Origin of the sequence: [Clostridium] scindens, assembly GCF_019597925.1 — a bacterium.
Lineage (GTDB): Bacteria > Bacillota > Clostridia > Lachnospirales > Lachnospiraceae > Clostridium_AP.
The window spans coordinates 270943-289967 of record NZ_CP080442.1 but is presented as its reverse complement, the minus strand read 5'-3'; the positions used below and the strand labels follow the sequence as shown (position 1 = coordinate 289967).

16 protein-coding genes are annotated in these 19025 nt (G+C 49.1%); 6 read left to right on the top strand and 10 right to left on the bottom strand.

Annotated elements, in window-relative coordinates:
- The first annotated feature begins 79 nt into the window (after positions 1-79).
- Genes K0036_RS01310 through K0036_RS01300 form a run of 3 tightly spaced genes read left to right on the top strand, consistent with a single transcriptional unit; the run spans position 80 to position 4617 of the window.
- The gene (locus K0036_RS01310) at positions 80-2455 is read left to right on the top strand and encodes an endonuclease MutS2 (protein ID WP_220430525.1); all 2376 of its coding nucleotides are present in this window, start codon (positions 80-82) and stop codon (positions 2453-2455) included.
- 34 nt (positions 2456-2489) lie between these two features.
- On the top strand, positions 2490-3194 hold the full coding sequence (locus K0036_RS01305; RefSeq protein ID WP_025645943.1) for a response regulator transcription factor: 705 nt from the start codon (positions 2490-2492) through the stop codon (positions 3192-3194).
- Positions 3195-3210: 16 nt separating this feature from the next.
- Positions 3211-4617 (top strand): sensor histidine kinase, encoded by a 1407-nt coding sequence (locus K0036_RS01300; RefSeq protein WP_025645945.1) that lies wholly within the window; start codon positions 3211-3213, stop codon positions 4615-4617.
- Between the two features lie 659 nt (positions 4618-5276).
- On the opposite strand, the gene K0036_RS01295 is transcribed toward K0036_RS01300, so the two are convergent.
- Positions 5277-6479 (bottom strand): substrate-binding domain-containing protein, encoded by a 1203-nt coding sequence (locus tag K0036_RS01295; RefSeq protein WP_220430524.1) that lies wholly within the window; start codon positions 6477-6479, stop codon positions 5277-5279.
- Positions 6480-6731: 252 nt separating this feature from the next.
- Between K0036_RS01295 and K0036_RS01290 the strand changes: the two genes are divergently transcribed.
- Entirely contained in the window at positions 6732-6902 is a 171-nt protein-coding gene (locus tag K0036_RS01290; RefSeq protein ID WP_009247925.1) for a DUF362 domain-containing protein, read from the top strand.
- Between the two features lie 220 nt (positions 6903-7122).
- Positions 7123-7482 (top strand): hypothetical protein, encoded by a 360-nt coding sequence (locus tag K0036_RS01285; protein WP_004607908.1) that lies wholly within the window; start codon positions 7123-7125, stop codon positions 7480-7482.
- Here the strand turns inward: K0036_RS01285 and dnaB are convergent.
- From dnaB to K0036_RS01240, 9 genes are all read right to left on the bottom strand, one after another.
- Entirely contained in the window at positions 7465-8805 is a 1341-nt protein-coding gene (gene dnaB, locus K0036_RS01280) for a replicative DNA helicase (RefSeq protein WP_004607909.1), read from the bottom strand. The genes K0036_RS01285 and dnaB overlap by 18 nt on opposite strands.
- Positions 8806-8818: 13 nt before the next feature.
- Positions 8819-9268, bottom strand: a complete 450-nt coding sequence (gene rplI, locus K0036_RS01275; protein WP_025645951.1) for a 50S ribosomal protein L9 — start codon at positions 9266-9268, stop codon at positions 8819-8821.
- A gap of 1 nt (position 9269) precedes the next feature.
- Entirely contained in the window at positions 9270-11336 is a 2067-nt protein-coding gene (locus tag K0036_RS01270) for a DHH family phosphoesterase (protein ID WP_220430523.1), read from the bottom strand.
- A 138-nt stretch (positions 11337-11474) separates the two neighbouring features.
- Positions 11475-12494, bottom strand: a complete 1020-nt coding sequence (gene galE / locus K0036_RS01265; RefSeq protein ID WP_220430522.1) for a UDP-glucose 4-epimerase GalE — start codon at positions 12492-12494, stop codon at positions 11475-11477.
- Positions 12495-12505: 11 nt separating this feature from the next.
- Positions 12506-13624 carry a phosphotransferase enzyme family protein gene (locus K0036_RS01260; RefSeq protein WP_025645955.1) on the bottom strand — a complete coding sequence of 373 codons (1119 nt, stop codon included), beginning with the start codon at positions 13622-13624 and terminating at the stop codon, positions 12506-12508.
- Positions 13624-14550, bottom strand: a complete 927-nt coding sequence (locus K0036_RS01255) for a nucleotidyltransferase family protein (protein ID WP_025645957.1) — start codon at positions 14548-14550, stop codon at positions 13624-13626. Before K0036_RS01255 ends, K0036_RS01260 begins: the two co-directional genes overlap by 1 nt.
- A gap of 45 nt (positions 14551-14595) precedes the next feature.
- Positions 14596-15480: a carbohydrate ABC transporter permease gene (locus tag K0036_RS01250; protein WP_025645960.1), complete on the bottom strand. Its 885-nt coding sequence runs from the start codon at positions 15478-15480 to the stop codon at positions 14596-14598.
- Between the two features lie 15 nt (positions 15481-15495).
- Complete coding sequence (locus tag K0036_RS01245; protein ID WP_025645962.1) at positions 15496-16401, bottom strand: carbohydrate ABC transporter permease; 906 nt, start codon at positions 16399-16401, stop codon at positions 15496-15498.
- Positions 16402-16510: 109 nt separating this feature from the next.
- The gene (locus tag K0036_RS01240) at positions 16511-17821 is read right to left on the bottom strand and encodes an ABC transporter substrate-binding protein (protein WP_025645964.1); all 1311 of its coding nucleotides are present in this window, start codon (positions 17819-17821) and stop codon (positions 16511-16513) included.
- Between the two features lie 208 nt (positions 17822-18029).
- Here K0036_RS01240 and K0036_RS01235 point away from each other — a divergent pair, with 208 nt between their 5' ends.
- On the top strand, positions 18030-18944 hold the full coding sequence (locus K0036_RS01235) for an AraC family transcriptional regulator (RefSeq protein ID WP_025645966.1): 915 nt from the start codon (positions 18030-18032) through the stop codon (positions 18942-18944).
- Positions 18945-19025: the final 81 nt, after the last annotated feature.

Sequence of the window (19025 nt, the reverse complement as noted above, 5' to 3'; positions counted from 1 at the left end):
ACCTTATGGCGCTCAAATGTTCAATATTTATCCTTTTCTTTATGGGGCAAATAGGGTAGAATAAGTCTAGGTGAATAACATGAATAAAAAAACATTGACAAAACTTGAATACAACAAAATAATTGAACTCTTAACAGAACAGGCTTCTTCCTTCAGCGGCAAAGAACGCTGCCGGAAGTTAAAGCCTATGATATCTTTACCAGACATTCAGTCTGCCCAGGAGGAAACCGCCGCCGCATTTACGCGGATCGTCAAGAAGGGCAGGCCTTCTTTTAGTGGATGCCATCCGGTGGGAGACTCTCTGAAGCGTCTGGAGGTGGGCGCCGCTCTTGGAAGCGGCGAATTGCTCCGCATCTGCAAATTGCTGGAAACCGCGGGGCGCGTTAAATCTTATGGAAGGCACGAGACCAGCGATGAGTCCGAGGACTGCCTGGATGCGCTGTTCCAGCAGTTGGAGCCGGTGGCTCCTTTGTCCGCCGAGATCCGGCGGTGCATCCTGGACGAGGATGAGATCAGCGACGACGCAAGCCCGGCGCTTAAGCACATCCGCCGTTCCATGGGCCAGATCAACGACAAGGTGCACGCCACCCTATCCGGGCTGGTAAACGGGTCTTTGCGCACGTATCTGCAGGATCCCATCATTACCATGCGCGGCGACCGCTATTGCATCCCGGTAAAGGCGGAGTACCGAAGCCAGGTCCAGGGACTGATCCACGACCAGTCTTCTACCGGCTCTACGCTTTTTATCGAGCCGATGTCCGTGGTCAAGTTAAACAATGACTTGAAGGAACTCTACGGCAAGGAGCAGGAAGAGATCCAGGTAATCCTGGCACGTCTCAGCGTGGACGTGGCTGAATATATTGATGCGATCCGGACGGATTACTCCGTTCTTACGGAATTAGACTTTATCTTCGCGCGGGGAATCCTTGCGCTGGATATGAATGCCTCCATGCCCCTCTTTAACACGGACGGGCGCATCTATATCCGCGAGGGACGCCATCCCCTTCTGGATAAGAAGAAGGTGGTTCCGATCACCGTCATGCTGGGTGATGCCTTTGATCTTTTAATCATCACCGGCCCCAACACCGGCGGCAAGACCGTCTCTTTAAAGACGGTTGGCCTCTTTACGCTGATGGGCCAGGCGGGGCTTCACATCCCTGCGCTGGACCGCTCCGAACTGGCCGTATTCCATGACGTTTATGCAGATATCGGGGATGAGCAGAGTATCGAGCAGAGCCTCAGTACCTTCTCTTCCCATATGACCAATATCGTCTCCTTCTTAAAGCAGGTGGATGAGCGCTCCCTGGTTCTGTTTGACGAACTGGGTGCAGGAACCGACCCTACCGAGGGCGCCGCTCTTGCCATCGCCATATTGAACCATCTGCATGGGAGAGGTATCCGCACGATGGCAACCACCCACTACAGCGAGTTGAAGGTCTACGCCCTGTCCACTCCTGGCGTGGAAAATGCCTGCTGCGAGTTTGACCTGGAGACCCTGCGGCCCACCTACCATCTGTTGATCGGCATTCCCGGCAAGAGTAATGCATTTGCCATCGCAGGCAAGTTAGGGCTGCCCGACTATATCATCGAGGAGGCCAGGACCCATCTGACGGAGCAGGATGAATCCTTTGAGGATCTGCTGACAGATCTTGAGACCAGCAAGCGGACGATCCAGAAAGAGCAGGAAGAGATTGCCGCATACCGCCGGGAACTGGAACGGCTCAAGGCCGAGACCAAGGAAAAGCAGGAGAAGCTGGAAGCCCAGCGCGAACGGATTCTGCGGGAGGCCAACGAAAAGGCACACTCTATTCTTGCGGACGCCAAAGAGACGGCCGACGAGACCATGCGCAATTTCCGCAAGTTTGGCAAGGAAAGCATATCCGCAGCAGAGATGGAGAAGGAGCGGGAACGTCTCCGCAAGAAGATGGACGCAGCCCGTTCCGGCATGAAGATGGAGCCCCAGAAGCCGCGCAAGCAGCATAAGCCCGGCGACTTCAAGCTTGGCGAATCCGTCAAGGTCTTAAGCATTAATCTGACGGGATCTGTTACTTCCCTCCCGGATTCTAAGGGAAATGTAACCGTCCAGATGGGCATCCTGCGTTCCCAGGTCCATATTTCTGACTTGGAGATTATTGAGGAGAAGCCTTCCTACACTGCCAAGCAGATGCAAAAGACGGGAAAAGGCAAGTTAAAGATGGGCAAATCCTTCTCCGTAAGCCCTGAGATCAATCTTCTGGGCAAGACGGTGGATGAAGCCGTAGCAGAACTGGATAAATATCTGGATGACGCAAGCCTTGCGCACCTGTCCACGGTCCGCGTGGTTCACGGCAAGGGCACCGGCGCCCTCCGATCCGGAATCCACAGTTATCTCAAACGGCAGAAGCACGTCAAGTCCTTCCGGCTGGGCGCATTTGGGGAAGGCGATGCCGGCGTGACCATTGTAGAACTAAAGTAGATTAATATAGAGGACATTTATAAGGAGGAGCAACATGGTAAATAAGCAGAAAATATTAATTGTGGACGACGACGAGAACATTGCCGAGCTCATCTCATTGTATCTTACCAAGGAATGTTTTGATACGATGATGGTCCACGACGGGGAAAAGGCCTTGATTGCCTACGACACTTACCAGCCCAACCTGATTCTTCTGGACCTGATGCTTCCGGGCATCGACGGCTATCAGGTATGCCGGGAGATCCGGGCCAAGTCCAATGTGCCTATCATCATGCTTTCCGCCAAAGGAGAGGTATTTGACAAGGTGCTGGGACTGGAACTGGGGGCTGACGACTATATGATGAAGCCTTTTGATTCCAAGGAACTGGTAGCCAGGGTGAAGGCGGTCCTTCGCCGCTACCAGGCAATCCCTAAGCCGGAGATTCCGGGCGAGGATAAGGGAAAATGCGTGGAATATCCGGGAATCACCATCAATCTTACCAACTACTCTGTCATCGTGGACGGAGTAACGGTAGATATGCCGCCAAAGGAACTGGAACTGCTGTATTTCCTTGCCGCCTCCCCCAACCAGGTCTTTACCAGGGAACAGCTTCTGGATCAGATCTGGGGCTATGAATACATCGGAGATACGCGTACGGTGGACGTACATATCAAACGTCTCCGTGAGAAGATCAAGGATCACAGCGACTGGAGCCTGAGCACCGTCTGGGGCATTGGTTATAAATTTGAAGTCAAATAGATAAAGAGGAACCTTCATGCGCAGCACTTTATATCTAAAATTCATCATCATGTATATCATATTCGGCTTTCTCAGCCTCTTTACCGTTGCCACGCTGACGGCCGGACTGACGAGCGGCCCGTTAAAGGAAAATGTCTCTTCCAGCATGTACCGGGAGGCCAGCCTGGTGGCCGCGGATTATCTGCCCAAATATTTTACCGGCCAGATAACCGCCTCCGACGTCCATCTGCAGTTGACAGGAATCGAGTCCCAGTTAGGCGCATCCGTCTGGTTCGTGGATCGCAACGGAGAGGTTATTAGTTCTGCCCAGTCAGAGACCTATCCTCTCTCCCCTGCCGTCATCGAGGACTTTGACCCGGCAGAGGGCGGAGGCTCCCAGTACCAGATAGGCACTTATCACGATATGTTCAAGGAAGACGTCATCACCGTCGTTGCGCCTGTCGTATACGGCTATTCCCCCAATGGCTATCTGCTGATCCACAAGTATGTATCCGACTTGGAAGATGTTCAGAAGATTCTCATGCAGGCAGCCTACATAACGCTGATCGTCATCTTCCTGCTGTCCTTTATCATCCTTCTGGGATTCCAGTTCTTCGTATACCGGCCCCTGCGCAAGATTACGGAGGCTGCTACCCAGTATGCCACAGGCAATCTGGATTACGAGATCCCCGTAGATACGGAGGACGAGATGGGCTACCTGTCTGCCTCTTTAAACTACATGTCCTCCCAGTTGAAAGATATGGAAGACTACCAGAAGAAGTTTGTAGCCAACGTATCCCATGACTTCCGCTCTCCTCTCACTTCCATCAAGGGGTATGTAGAAGCCATGACGGACGGAACCATACCGCCGGAAATGCATGAAAAATACCTGAAGATCATCCTCTTTGAGACAGAGCGGCTGACAGACCTGACCCAGGATCTCCTGACCCTGAACGAATTTGATACGAAAAATATTCTTCTGACCAAGGAAGTTTTTGATATTCATGAGATGATCAAGAACGTGGCCGCTGCCTTCGAAGGCACCTGCACGCAGAAGAAAATATCCATAGAATTACTATTTGCCACCAAGTACTTAAACGTGACTGCCGACAAGCGCAAGATCCAGCAAGTCCTCTACAACCTGCTGGACAATGCCATCAAATTCAGCGAGACGGATTCCACCGTCACCATCGAGACCACGGAGCGAGGCGACAAGATCTATACCTCCGTCAAGGATTACGGCATCGGAATCCCAAGAAACGCGCTGAATAAGATCTGGGAACGTTTCTACAAGACCGATCTCTCCCGGGGCAAGGACAAAAAGGGAACCGGGCTGGGACTGGCCATCGTCAAAGAAGCCATACAGGCCCATGGGGAAAATATCAATGTCGTGAGCACGGAAGGCGTGGGGACAGAGTTTATTTTCTCGCTGCCGAAGGCTTGATGTGTGGAATTTCGTGGATTGGCACCGCGCATAGCGTGTGGGGGCGGGATGCTCCGACGTTTCGGCGCCTGCGGCTAATCTCGCAAACTGTAAGAGTCTGGGACAGTCGGCATATGGCCTCCTGTCCCAGGCTCTAACATTTTGCGGATGGATCCTCCGGTCGCCTCCACTTAACCTGCGCCTCCCGCCCCCACACGCTATGCGCTCCCGGCAATCTACTGGCAATCCCTGGGTGGAGTGATCGCGTTTATGTACACCTTTATGAAGCAGATTATTGTTCTCCCAACATATCCATCTCCTCCCGGGCCGCACTTCTTCTGGATTTCTCCCGCTGATATAAAATCCACGGCATAAAAAGATGTCAGGCGCGGGGAGGCGTTCCAGGCAGCGGGGCGGGCGTCGCGCGAGTCGTATGGAAAGTGTTAGTGAATAAGGCCTGGTTTTAAGGTGTAAGGATTTTGTCTCAAACAAAATCCGAAAGGACATCTGAGGTGCGAAATCCTTTCAGGATTTCACGCCGAATATGTCCGGTCTCCTTAAAACCAGGCCTTTTTCACTTATACTTTCCCGGCAAAGCAAGTCGTCCGCCCCGCTGCCCGGAACGCCTCCCCGTGCCGTCCGCTTCCAACTTGCTTACTCTTTATATCGCCATAATCAACCTAATACAGCATCTTCGCTACATTCTCGTCTTTCAGGTTCTTCTTTGTCACCCAGGTATAACCTGTGTCCACGACCGCTTCGTTCCCCATTTTCAGGGCTGCCCTTGCGGCTGCTATGACGGTCGCATAGCCCATGCCAAATGGATTCTGGACGATCAGGCCGTCAATCTCCCCATCTGAGAGAGCCTTTAGTTCTTCTTTATCCGCGTCAAATCCCACGAGCGCGATATCTTCCTCTTCCATGCGGTTCAAGCCATTAAGCGCCACTTTCATCGCATCGCTGTTGGTAGCAAAGCAGCCCTTCGCATCCGGATTCTTAGCCAGCACGTAATCAACCACGTCGTCTTCCGTAATGCTGTCCGGCGTGACTTCATCCTGCTCTTCCAACTTCACGCCTGTAGCCTCGCCGCCCTTCTTGTAGGTTCCTGCGTTGATCTCTTCTGCCACCTTTTTCTGCAGGTCTGCCAGCTGGTCCAGATGGTAGACGTCGCCAATGGCAATGCCTGGATGGTTCTGCTGCATCTCTTCCTTAAATGCATTCTCCCGGTCAATCGCGGCCTTGGATTTTGAATCGTGGGCAAAGATGATGACTTTTCCGGTTTCCTTCATAATCTCCGCAAGCCTGGATGCCGCTTCCTTGGATGCCGCCGTATTGTCGGTGGCGACTGTGGCCATAAGTCCCTGGTAGTCGCTCCCGGAATCAAAAGCCACGATCGGGATATCGCTCTCCGCCGCAAGGTCAAACTGTACCTCGCACGCCTTGGCATCTGCCATGGATATGCCAAGAGCCACCGGATATCTCGCCAGTTCCTCATCCAGGATATTGACCTGCTCATCCACATTATCTGCCGCTGCCGGGCCGCTATAGGTCACTTTCACCTTGTCTTTGCCCTCGTACCCCAGATATTCATTGATATCCTTCGCCGCCTGGTCCACGCCCTTTTTCACTTCGTCCCAGAACTGTCCGCCGTCAGCCTTGCCGATCACGGAGATATAGGAGCCGGGCTCCAGATTCAGGCCGTTCACGTTATTATATGCGCCCGGCTCTATGATATCCAGCTTCCCCTGGTATTCCTTCACTTTTACTTTCTGCTTCTCTGCCTGTACAGGCTCCTCTATTTTATCGTCACTGCGAGCCGCGCATGCACATGTAAGCATCGCTGCACACAATAAAATGGCTATGATACTACTTCTCTTTTTCATTATGCATTCTCTCCCATATTCTAATATTCACATTCAACAAATTACACTATACACCAAAACGGTGAATAATTGTTGAAATTTTTCTTAATTTTTACCGGAATTTTTTTTGGCCTGCAGGCGGGGACCGGGCAGAATGTACTAATATTAAAAATGGCGCGTCACCCCTTGTATATTTTGACCGTTTGTATTATGATATGGATAGACTAAATTTGGTTTATGTCTATCTATATAATCAAAAGGAGGGTACATATTATGGCACACGTAATTAGTGATGAGTGCGTAAGCTGTGGAGCTTGCGAGGCAGAATGTCCAGTTGGAGCAATCTCTCAGGGAGCAGATCATTTCGAGATCGATGCTGACGCTTGTGTTGACTGTGGCGCTTGCGCTGCTCAGTGTCCTACAGGAGCAATCTCTCAGGGCTAGTCAGATATGCGAATAACATTTTAAAAGAGACATTGCATGTCACAATTGTGGACATGCAATTCTTTTTTTTGCCAAAAAATCGTCCTTATCTTAGCGGTTTTTGTCCTTAAGAATTTAAAGATATCCGTTATCCTCGACGGGTTATGACGGATTCTTCTCCTGCGTCCATGCTATGATATAGAAACCCAGAAGGACAAGTTGTGATAAGGGGGTATAGACTATGGGTAGCAATGCATTAGAACAATTAAAGAGGGAGACAAAAGATGATGCCAAGCTTTACAGCTGCATCAAGGAACTGTACGAGCAAGGAGTGCCTTTCTCCGAATTAAAGGCGCTGATTCCGGATATCCGCAGGACAAGGGAGCAATTACATATCAAGCGGATGCTCGAGAACAACAATGAAGTCCTGCTGTCCATGATCAGCAAAGAAATGTCCTTCCTTCTGGACGCCAAAGAACGTCAGGAGGAGGAGGAATTCAGAAAACTGGACCAGCTCATCCGTCAGCAGCAATCCTTTCGGAAGTCTGCAGCGGGAACCGGCCCAGTGGAAAAACTGAAGAAATTATTCTTGCCTGCTTAGGTTGGCAAACTTCGTGTATTCGCCAAGCCAAGCCAGATTAACGGTCCCTACAGGGCCGTTTCTTTGTTTTGCAATGATAATCTCCGCCTGCTTCTTAAATTCTGAATCTTTATTATAATACTCGTCCCTGTATATAAACATAACTACGTCGGCGTCCTGCTCGATGGCCCCCGACTCTCTCAAGTCTGACAGCATGGGCCGCTTATCCGGCCTGGACTCCACCGCACGGCTAAGCTGGGACAGCGCTACCACCGGTACATTCAACTCTCTCGCCAGTCCTTTTAGAGAACGGGAGATCTCTGAGATCTCCTGCTGCCTGGACTCGGAATTCTTGCCCACGCTACCCGTCATCAACTGCAGGTAGTCGATGATGACAATATCCAGCCCGTGCTCCAGCTTATACTTCCTGCACTTGGACCGCAGTTCGGACACCGAGATGCCCGGCGTGTCATCGATGATCAGGTTGGATTTGCCGATGATTCCTGCACCTTCTATCAGTTTCTCCCAGTCTGAATCCTTCATATTGCCGGTCCTTAAGGCCTGGGCATCTACCTGGGATTCCAGGGAGAACAGACGATTCACCAGCTGCTCCTTCGACATCTCAAGACTGAAGATCGCAACGCCTTTATCCTTCTTAAACGCCATATACTGGGCGATGTTAAGGACAAACGCGGTCTTTCCCATAGACGGCCTGGCTGCCACCAGAACCAGATCTGAGGGCTGCAGCCCCGAGAGCTTGTAGTCCAGGTCGATGAACCCGGTAGGGATTCCGGTAACCGTTCCCTTATTCTTGGATGCCTTCTCGATCCTGTCCAGGGCATTGAGCACGACTTGCTTGATGGGAACATATTCGCCTGTGTTACGCTTCTGCAGCAGATCGAACACTGCTTTTTCTGTCTTCTCAAGCACTGCCTCCAGGGATTCCTTTCCCGCATAGCAGGTATTCGCGATCTCTTCATTTAACTTGATCAACTTGCGCATCATGGACTTGTCCGCCACGATCTGCGCATAGTACTTTACATTCGCCGACGTAGGCACGGCAGTCACCAGATCCTTGACGAATTCCAGGCTGGCGACTTCTGCCGGGACGTCCTTCTCCTTCAGCCTCTCCTGCAGCGTGATCAAGTCCACCGGCTTGCTTTCATTGAATAGTTCCACCATGGAATCAAAGATAATTCCATAGGCACTCTGATAAAAGTCGTTGCCGGAGATAATCTCAGACGCCGTAGTAATCGCATCCTTATCCATCAGCATCGCGCCTACGACGGACTGCTCCGCCTCTACGCTGTGTGGCATTACTCTTTTAATGAGCGCCTCTTCCATGCTAAGTCTCCTCCTAAGCCTCTTCCGTCACGACCACCTTAAGGTCTGCCGTAACTTTCGGGTGCAGCCTTATGGATACCGTATGGGTTCCCAGCGTCTTGATTGGCTCTTTCAGCTGTATTTTTTTCTTGTCGATATCAAGATCCATCTGTGACTTAACCTCCGCGGCGATTTCCTTGGAAGATACAGAGCCAAATGCCTTGCCTCCTTCTCCCGTCTTGATGGATACTTCAATCTTTCCTGCCTCGATCTCTTTTCCCAATTCCTTTGCCGCTTCATACTGCTCCTGGGCAATCCTGTCTTCGTTAGCCTTCTTAAGCTTCAGGTCATTCAGATTCTTGGAATTGGCTTCCAGGCCCTTTTTCTTCTTTAAAATAAAGTTTCTTGCGTAACCGTCGCTTACCTCTACGATTTCACCCTTCTTTCCAAGGGATTTTACGTCTTCTGTCAATATTACTTTCATCCTAGATGTCTCCTCCTTCTGTCATATCATTGATTACTTGTTTCAAAGATGCCACGGCTTCCTCCATATCCGTATGATTGAACTGCGCGCCAGACGCGTTCATATGGCCTCCGCCTCCGAGCCGCTCCATAATAATCTGGACATTCACCTCGTCGATAGAGCGGGCACTGATATAAATCTTCCCATTGTACTCCGTCAGCACAAAACTTGCCTTGACTTCATTAATATCCAGCAATTCATTGGCCGCCTGGGCCCCTATGATCGTAGGGCTTTCTATATGAAGATTCTCGCCTCTTGCGATAGCAAACTTCTCAAGATAAACTTCCGCGCTGCTGATAATCTCGGCCTTGGCACGGTAAGACTCCATATCATCCCTGAACATCTTTCGAACCAGCGTGATATCCGCTCCGCAGCGGCGCAGGAACGCTGCCGCCTCGAATGTCCGCACGCCTGTACGGTTCACGAAATTATTGGTATCGATCATGATGCCGGCATAAAGACTGCTGGCCTCAATCTTTGGAATCTTAATATCATCCACGATATACTGCAGTACCTCTGATACCATCTCGCAGGCTGAGGACGCGTACGGCTCGATGTAAGACAGCAGCGCATTATCGATGTTGTCGCTGCTCTGCCTGTGATGATCCAGTACCACGATCGTCTTGGACTTTTTCAAAAGTTCCTCGCACTCCGTCATCTGAGGGCGGTTCGTGTCTACCACCACCACCATAGAATTCTCGTCGGCCAGATCAATGGCCTGGGACGAGTTGAGGAACAGATCGTCCGGATAGGACGGATCCCGCACGAAACTTTCATACAGAGGGCGCAGGGACGCGGACACCTCGTTGATGACGATGTAAGCCTTCTTCTCCAGAGACGCCGCCGCCCGGTAGATTCCGATGGCAGCTCCCAGCGCGTCCACATCCGTAAGCTTATGGCCCATCACGAAGATCTTATCCTTGACCGTGATGAACTCCCGCAGGGCTTCTGCCTTTACACGGGCTTTCACGCGGGTATTCTTGGAAGTCTGCTCGCGCTTTCCTCCATAATAGGTAATGCCCTTTCCATCCTTAATGACTGCCTGATCTCCGCCTCTTGCCAGCGCCAGATCGATCGCCACACGGGCATAGTTATAACTCTGGGCATAGGCGTCGCAGCTTAGGCCAAGGCCAATACTCAGCGTTGCCGGAATTCCATTTCCGATATTGACGGATTTTACGTCCTCAAGCAGAGAGAACTTATCCTCCTCCAGCTGCTTAAAATACTGCTTCTTAAAGACGATGAAGTACTTATCATTCTCCATCTTCTTAACGATGCCGTCCACCTTGGCGATATACTGGTTGATCTTCCGGTCCACCAAAGCCACCAGAAGAGATTGGCGCACCTCTTCCACGCTGCTCATGACCTCATCATAGTTATCGATATAGATCAGTCCCGCAATCAGCCGCTGCTCTTCCGCCTGCTTGATATAACGGTTCAGTTCCGTCACATCCCTTAAGTATACGGCGATAAAGTATTCCTTCTCCATCGGCATCTCCAGCAGCTGTTCCATATCGCTGAATCCCTCCACGGATACCCTGCGAAGTTCCGCCTTATACTCCCGGTCCTCGTAATAGACATCCATCTCTACCGTATCATTCACTTCTTTTGGAAAGATGCTTTTATTCAATTCCGGTATATACTTGCTGATGTAAGATTCTCCCTTGGGCTTTCCTCCCAGTATCTCCTGAAACTGGTTATTCATCCAGATGGCTTTCCCGTCATCCAGCAGAATGGCATAGGGTACGGCCAGCTCCTTGAGCAGCGTATTCTGCACGATCCCATACTGGGCGGCGAACTCTACCAAATCTTTCATAATAATGGACTTGCTATACAGATACAGAATGCCCACCATCATAATATAAATCAGGACAAATACGAACATCAGGGATCCAGCGCGACGATCGATCCGGTAGATCCAGATATTCATAGCCACAAGCAGAAGCGCCATGACCGCGGGCCACTGCATGTACAGCCTTAATTGTCCTTTCAAATGCACTTTTCCATTCTCTTTTTGCTTTTCTGACATAACTTCATCCTCAAAATTAATAAAGTTCCCATTTCACAAAACACAATGTACGCAAATATTATACCACTTCTTCGCGCAAAATAAAAGACAGGAATCTCTTCCATTCCGAAGACATTCCTGTCTGCTGCATCATTTCTCTTAATCTTTGTAGCCGTTTGGATTCTGGGACTGCCATCTCCAGGTATCCTCGCACATCTCTTCTAAGCCCCGCTCTGCCTTCCAGCCCAGGACTCTCGCCGCCTTTGCAGGGTCTGCATAGCACATGGCGATATCTCCTTCTCTTCTCGGCTTGATCTCATAAGGGATCTCCTTGCCGCAGGCTTTGGCGAATGCCTTTACCATATCAAGGACGGAATAACCAACGCCGGTTCCCAGATTGATGATATCAAGCCCCGGATTGGTAAAGATATAGTTGATGGCTTTTACATGGCCGCGCGCCAGATCCACTACATGGATATAGTCACGCACGCCCGTTCCATCCGGCGTGTCATAGTCATCGCCGAATACGCCCAGCCTCTCCAGCTTGCCAACCGCAACCTGGGAGATATAAGGCATCAGATTATTCGGGATTCCCTTTGGATCCTCTCCGATGCGCCCGCTCTTATGCGCGCCTACCGGGTTGAAGTACCGCAGCAGGATGACGTTCCATTCTGGATGAGCCTTCTGAAGGTCCGTCATGATCTGCTCCATCATGGACTTAGTCCATCCGTATGGATTGGTGCACTGTCCCTTCGGACACTCTTCTGTGATCGGAATAATCTCAGGGCTTCCGTATACCGTGGCAGAAGAACTGAATACGATGTTCTTCACGCCCACTTTGTCCATCACGCCCATCAAGGTCAATGTTCCGGTTATATTGTTATGGTAGTATTCCAATGGCTTCTGTACAGATTCCCCAACTGCTTTCAGCGCCGCACAATGGATGACAGCATCGATACCCTCTGCCTGAAACATTGCTTCCAGCGCGTCTGCGTCCAATACATCGCCTTCATAGAACTTCAGGGACTTGCCTGTCAGTTCTTCTACTCTCTTGACTGATTCCCTGGAAGAATTGGAAAGATTATCATAGATGACAACTTCGTAGCCCTCTTCCAGCAGTTCCAGCGCAGTATGGCTTCCTATATAGCCTGCTCCGCCTGTAATCAATATTTTCGCCATTCTTCTACCTCCTAGCTGTTACTATACTTCTTAACGATGTCCTGCATAGTATACCACTTTTTCTCCATGTCTTCAACAAGCTTGAACTGCGTCCTGCACCTGTCAAGATTGTGTCCCTCCCTGTGAATCTTGAAGTAAACGTCCCCCTGGAGATAGTCGGTCAGGAATCTCATTCCGCACTCGAACGTCATCGTCTTGGCTCCCATGGGCATCAGGTCTATCTCTTTCTTCGTCAGTTTTCCGGCGCAGCCTTCGATAAAGCCCTTTGCATACAGGTCAAACAGATCCATACTGCAGGATACCTTATCCAGATCCTGCTCGTCTTCCGCGGCCGTGCTGGCGCCAAACCTGATCGAATCCCCAAAATCGTTCATGGCAAGCCCCGGCATGACCGTATCAAGGTCGATCACGCAGATTCCTTTCCCCGTCTTATTATCAATCATAATATTGTTAAGCTTTGTGTCATTGTGGGTAACCCTAAGCGGGATCTCTCCACTGGCCTGAAGGTCAGAGAAATAATCCGCGATGTCCTCCCGATCCAGCACGAACTGGATCTCCTTCTGTACAGACGCTGCCCTTCCCATGACATCCTCCGCTACCACCTTCTTGAATGTGGCAAATCGCGCTTTCGTGTCATGGAATCCTACGATCGTCTCATGAAGCGTATCGGCAGGATAGTCTGCCAGCAGTCTCTGGAAATTGCCAAATGCAACGGCACTCTGATAGAAATGCTCCGGATTCTCCACCTGGTCATAACTGGTGGCATCCGTAATAAACTTGTAAGAACGCCAATAGTCGCCATAGGAATCCAGGTAGTAAGGCTTATCATCCACCGTAGGAATGACATTGAGGGTCTCTCTCTCCGGGTCGCCGCCATTTTCAATGATCCGCTCCCTAAGGTAAGAGGTGACTCCCATGATATTCTCCATCAGTTCTACCGGATTGGAGAATACCTCCTTATTCATTCTCTGTAAGATCACCTTCAGCTGGCCCATCTCCGCAATCTCAAAAGTCAGCAGAAATGTATCATTGATATGGCCGCTTCCGTAAGGACGCTCATCAATTAGTATTCCCTCATACTTAAAGTGCGCGATCACTTCGTCTCTTTGCTTCTGTGTCACGTGTTCCATTATGCTTCCTCCCAAAGATGCTGGGGATAGCGTCCCTCATCTTTCATCTTCTGGATGGCTTCCACTACCACCGGCTTATCCTCTTTATAAGTCACTCCATACCATTTATCCGCAGACTTGAGGACTGCAACGGTTGCCCGGTCCTCTCCCAGAAGATTGCTGACAACCGTTGGCAGGAAGTACTCGCACTTCATTGGATTCTCTTTAAGTCCCTTGTCAAGGAATGCCGGGAAGCCTTCTTCTATCTCTTTGAGTATACTCTTGGTAAATCCCCACATATTCATAGATACCGTCGTATCCGCCGGAACAAAGTTCCACGTCTCTCCGTCATCTTCCGTAAAGGCAATGCCGCCATCGCGCTTCTCGATCCTGGTTCTTTCGTTGATCGCGATCAGTTCGCCCTTTTCATTCATATCGCAGACTCCGCGGGCAACATGCCCATTGTCTGTCACTGTATTGCCAAGATGGTAGCCCACCATGGTGTAACGGTACTTGTCGTCATCCTGGTGGGATGCCAGATAATCATAGATTAATTTAAATGCTTCCTGCCCGTAATAATCATCTGCATTGATGACCGCAAACGGCCCGTCAATCAAAGAGATGCAGCTTAAGACTGCGTGCGCCGTTCCCCATGGCTTCACTCTGCCTTCCGGAACTTCATAGCCTTGCGGAATGCTGGCAAGTTCCTGGTACGCGTAGGATACGTCCATATATTTTGCCATACGGTCCCCCACAGCCTCTTTAAAGTCTGCTTCATTTTCTTTCTTGATGATAAAGATTACTTTTTCAAATCCTGCCTGCTTCGCATCATACATGGAAAAGTCCATGATAATGTGTCCATCTGAGTCTACTGGGTCAATCTGCTTTAATCCACCATAGCGGCTTCCCATTCCTGCCGCCATGATAACCAATACTGGCTTATTCATTGTTCTACCTCCAAGCTTATAAATATGTATGTAATGTTCAAACGACTAGCCCTTGATACCTCCGGTAACGCCTCCGATAATCTTCTCTGACAGGAAGATGTACAGGATAAAGGTCGGCAGGAATACGATGATAACTGCCGCGAACATGCCTGCCCAGTTTCCTGTGTACTGCATAGACTGGAGCATTCCGTAGAGTCCTACGGCAACCGGACGCAGAGCGTCGTTGTTTGCAAATATTAATGACAGGAAATATTCGTTCCATATATTGATGAAGTTAAAGATCGTAACCGTTACAAGGCCTGACTGCGCCATTGGGAACATGATCTTCCAAAAGGTCTTCGTCGGAGGACATCCGTCTATGGCTGCCGCCTCCTCATATGTACGCGACAGGTTTGAGAAGAATGTCAGCAGGAAGATCGTAGTATATGGAATGTTGATTCCTATATATAAGAAGATCAGCGTAACCTTGCTGGCAAATATGTTATTCAGAATTCCCATGTTGGCCACAATACTGAACAGCGGAAGTACGATCATTGTGATCGGAATTCCCATCGCAGACACGAAACTGGTCTGAATCACCTTGTTTCCAAGGAAGGTAAATCTCGACAGCACGTATGCCGCGGGTGCGCAGATCAGGATCAGCAGCACGCAGGATACCAGCGCATACAGCAATGAGTTCATGAAGAACGTAGCGACACCTCCGGAGCCCCATGCCTGCGCGTAATTCTCAAAATGCAGTCCCGTAGGGAACTTCAGCGCCTTGCCTGCAAAGATATCCGCCGTAGTTGACAGGCTGGCCGCAAGTATCCATCCCAGAAGCATGAATGTAAATATTACCCATAAGATGATGACGATATATCCGGGAGCCAGTTTAAATTCTTTTTTCCAATTAATCTTTTCTCTAACCTTTTTTTCTTTTTCCTTAGCCATAACCGCTCCTCCTTTCTAAAATTCAAGATCGTCATCTTTGATGAGTTTGTTACAGATCGTAAATATAATTACGACGCATAAGCACAGAATAATACCAATCGCCGCGCCGTATCCGGCATTTCTCTCTGTCACCGCATTACCGGCTCCGAACGTGTGCATGTACATGTACTGTACCGGCACGATCGTGGCCTTATCCGCCGTAACGGTGGAGAACAGCTGAGACCATACGAAGAATGCCGCCGCACTGACTGACCACATGGTAATGTTGGTCTTAAACACGCCTTTTAAGAGAGGAAGTGTCATAAAACGGAACTGCTGCGGCTTGTTTGCGCCGTCAATGGTTGCTGCTTCGTAGAGTTCCGGGCTGATTCTTTCAATTCCGCTCATCCAGATCAGCATATGATATCCGATCATGCCAAAGCAGTAGGCAAACAGCAATGCCCAGAACTTATGGCCCGTGTCAAGCCATGGAGTATCAGCCAGCTTATGAAGGCCGATGGCATCCAAAAATGACTTTAGCAAGCCGAACTTGGAACTGTATACATACTGCAGCCACATGGTTGCAAGTGCAACCGCGCTGACGATATTCGGCAGATATATAATTGCACGAAATATTTTCTTTCCCCGGATTCCACTGGTAAGGATTACTGCAAACAGCAGGGATACTGCTAATACAATTGCTCCGCCGATGGCCCAGATCTTGAAAATATTAAACATTGCTGTCTTGAAAATCGCTGTCGTAAATAACTTTTGATAGTTCTGTACTCCGACGAATGTCCAATATTCCATGGTATCCGTTACAGACTCAATCTTATACATACTCATCATGATTGTCCTGATAATGGGATACAAGAATACAATGAGGAAGATGATAACCGCAGGCGCAATAAAGCCAATTATCATTTTCTTATTCTTCTTCATTTGCTATGCCCTCCTTTTCCTCTCTATAAAATATGGTGGCAGCGTAGTGTACCGCCCTGCCACCATATTGTGCACTTGTCTTACCTGACAAGTATAACTTTTCTAGTTCTTATTGTCCAGCAGCCTTTGTCATTGCTTTAATAAATCCTGCCGCATCAATCTTGCCTGCTGCAAGGTCAAGCGTATTCTGCTGAAGTACTGGTGTAAGGTCGTTGTTGCTTTCAACGCCTGCTGCCCAGTCATAGTATGTTGTAGTTGCATCAAAGCCTTCTTTCACGCCAGCCAGTTCTGTCGGCCAAGCATCAGAATTTGCCTTGTCTGTCGGGATGCAAAGAGCTTCTTCTGTCATCTTCTTGTCAAATTCGCCAGTAGTGATATAAGTAATCAGCTCGAATGCTTCGTCAGCCATCTTAGAATCTTTGTTAATTGCAAATACCTGGTTTGCAATGTTGTTGGCTGTGCTGTCATCTGTTCCGTCTGGAACTGATGGATAGTTGAAGTAGCCCCACTCAAGATCGTCTGCTACAGATTCTTTTGCTTCGTTCGGAAGCCAAGATCCACAGATTACGATTGCAGCTTCGCCAGGAGCGAATTCCTGGTTCTGTCCTGCAGGGTATTTATTTGTTGCGATGTTCTTAGAGAAGTAGCCTTTATCTGCAAAATCAGCAAAACTTTCTGCTGCTGCAAGAACCTTCGGGTCATCCCATGTAACCGTTACATCGTTTGATGCCTCGCCTGTAACAAGAGACTTTACGCCGTCCTGTCCGATATATCTTGCAAGGTGCATTCCGATGAAGGATGTCATATAAGCATCATCAGCTGTGATCGGTGTGATTCCTGCTTCTTTTAACTTCGCGCACGCTGCATCCATCTCTTCCCATGTTGTAGGAACTCCTTCTACGCCTGCTTTATCAAATAATGTCTTGTTGTAGAAGAATCCAAAGATAGATGGCTGATAAGGAATCGTATGTAATGTGTCATCTCCGTCATGAGTCTGTCCATATGCATTACGTGCAATCTTAAACAGTGTCTCGTTGCCGTGCTCTGCCTCATAGTCTTTTGCCATGTCTTCCAGATCCATCAGATATTTGCCCCATGTTCCGTTTACACGGTTAACATCTTCGTCAAATAAGTCAATGTTCTGCTTTGCGTCCAGTGCTGGCTGAAGTCCTTCACGCTGTCCGTTACGGCCCTTGAACTGAACATCAACCTTCACGCCTGTGTCCTCTGTGTACTTAGCGATGGCATCTTTGATTACCTTTGCCTGTGGCTCATCCTCGCTCCACATTGCCCAGTAAACAAGCTTGTCTCCGCCCTTGCTGCTTCCGCTGTCTCCGTCGGTTTTCTTTCCGCCGCAGCCAACTGCCATTGTTGCAACCATCGCTACACACAACAGCACACTTACAATTTTCTTTTTCATAATACTTTACCTCCTATAAAGATTATCTTGTTGCTTGTATCCATTGTATTATAAAGGTGCACAAAAATCTTTATCTGAAAATATTCTTAATTTGCACTATCTGCATTTTTGTTTTGATTTTATACAAAAAATAAGGTATTATATTAGTAAGAATGACCAAAATAATTTCTCAGACTTTTTACACATTTCACAAAAGAGAGGTTTAGATATGGGATATAATGGAATCAATCTCAGGAACTCAATATCCGTAAGCAAGATATACAGCATACACTACTTTGAATATATGAGCGACTTCACCTTCGAAGGAGAATCCCACAATTTCTGGGAATTCATCTGCGTAGACAAAGGAGAGGTCGGGGTAACCGCGGGCAAGACATTTACCGTGCTTAAGAAAGGGGACGTGGCATTCCACCAGCCAAATGAATTCCACAATGTAAAGGCTACCGGAGAGACCGCGCCCAATCTTGTGGTCATATCATTCAAATGCGAGGACGAGGCGATGCGTTTCTTCAAGAAGCGGATTCTAAGGATTGATGAGACGGAACGAAATCTCCTGGCAGACATTATAATAGAAGCAAGGCGATGCTTTGACTGCCGTCTGGACGACCCTTATCTCCAGAATATGCCTCAGAAAGACCCGGATATGTTTGGTGCCGAGCAGTTGATCCGCTTATACCTGGAGCATTTCCTCATCCACCTCATCCGAAGATACTCCAATCCAATCGTGGTGAGAAAGCGGCTTCCTAAGATCGAGCCGCCCAAGGCAACCAAGAGCAAGAGTGACACGGAGATTTTCAACCGGGTGGTGGATTACCTGGAGAGCAACCTGAGTTCCCACGTGACCATTGAGCAGATCTGCCGGGACAACCTGATCGGACGCTCCCAGCTCCAGAAGATATTCAAGGAGCACTGCAACCTGGGCATTATCGAATATTTTTCTCTTCTTAAGATCAATGCCGCAAAAGAGATGATCCGGACCAATCGGATGAATTTTACCCAGATATCCGAGCACTTAGGCTACACGTCCATCCACTACTTTTCCAGGCAATTCAAGAAGGTGACCGGAATGACGCCATCCGAATACGCTTCTTCCATTAAAGCAATGGCAGAGGGAAGCTTCTGACTTTCCTCTGCCATTCTTTTCGCTCTTATATCTCAATATCCTGCCTTTTATTCCAGTTCCCTTCTTCCGGGTCCGGCGCTC

What these genes read in the sequence shown, in the direction of transcription:
- K0036_RS01310 (WP_220430525.1), top strand. Translation starts at nt 80, where the DNA reads ATGAATAAAAAAACATTGACAAAACTTGAATACAACAAAATAATTGAA.
- K0036_RS01305 (WP_025645943.1), top strand. Translation starts at nt 2,490, where the DNA reads ATGGTAAATAAGCAGAAAATATTAATTGTGGACGACGACGAGAACATT.
- K0036_RS01300 (WP_025645945.1), top strand. Translation starts at nt 3,211, where the DNA reads ATGCGCAGCACTTTATATCTAAAATTCATCATCATGTATATCATATTC.
- K0036_RS01295 (WP_220430524.1), bottom strand. Translation starts at nt 6,479, where the DNA reads ATGAAAAAGAGAAGTAGTATCATAGCCATTTTATTGTGTGCAGCGATG.
- K0036_RS01290 (WP_009247925.1), top strand. Translation starts at nt 6,732, where the DNA reads ATGGCACACGTAATTAGTGATGAGTGCGTAAGCTGTGGAGCTTGCGAG.
- K0036_RS01285 (WP_004607908.1), top strand. Translation starts at nt 7,123, where the DNA reads ATGGGTAGCAATGCATTAGAACAATTAAAGAGGGAGACAAAAGATGAT.
- dnaB (WP_004607909.1), bottom strand. Translation starts at nt 8,805, where the DNA reads ATGGAAGAGGCGCTCATTAAAAGAGTAATGCCACACAGCGTAGAGGCG.
- rplI (WP_025645951.1), bottom strand. Translation starts at nt 9,268, where the DNA reads ATGAAAGTAATATTGACAGAAGACGTAAAATCCCTTGGAAAGAAGGGT.
- K0036_RS01270 (WP_220430523.1), bottom strand. Translation starts at nt 11,336, where the DNA reads ATGTCAGAAAAGCAAAAAGAGAATGGAAAAGTGCATTTGAAAGGACAA.
- galE (WP_220430522.1), bottom strand. Translation starts at nt 12,494, where the DNA reads ATGGCGAAAATATTGATTACAGGCGGAGCAGGCTATATAGGAAGCCAT.
- K0036_RS01260 (WP_025645955.1), bottom strand. Translation starts at nt 13,624, where the DNA reads ATGGAACACGTGACACAGAAGCAAAGAGACGAAGTGATCGCGCACTTT.
- K0036_RS01255 (WP_025645957.1), bottom strand. Translation starts at nt 14,550, where the DNA reads ATGAATAAGCCAGTATTGGTTATCATGGCGGCAGGAATGGGAAGCCGC.
- K0036_RS01250 (WP_025645960.1), bottom strand. Translation starts at nt 15,480, where the DNA reads ATGGCTAAGGAAAAAGAAAAAAAGGTTAGAGAAAAGATTAATTGGAAA.
- K0036_RS01245 (WP_025645962.1), bottom strand. Translation starts at nt 16,401, where the DNA reads ATGAAGAAGAATAAGAAAATGATAATTGGCTTTATTGCGCCTGCGGTT.
- K0036_RS01240 (WP_025645964.1), bottom strand. Translation starts at nt 17,821, where the DNA reads ATGAAAAAGAAAATTGTAAGTGTGCTGTTGTGTGTAGCGATGGTTGCA.
- K0036_RS01235 (WP_025645966.1), top strand. Translation starts at nt 18,030, where the DNA reads ATGGGATATAATGGAATCAATCTCAGGAACTCAATATCCGTAAGCAAG.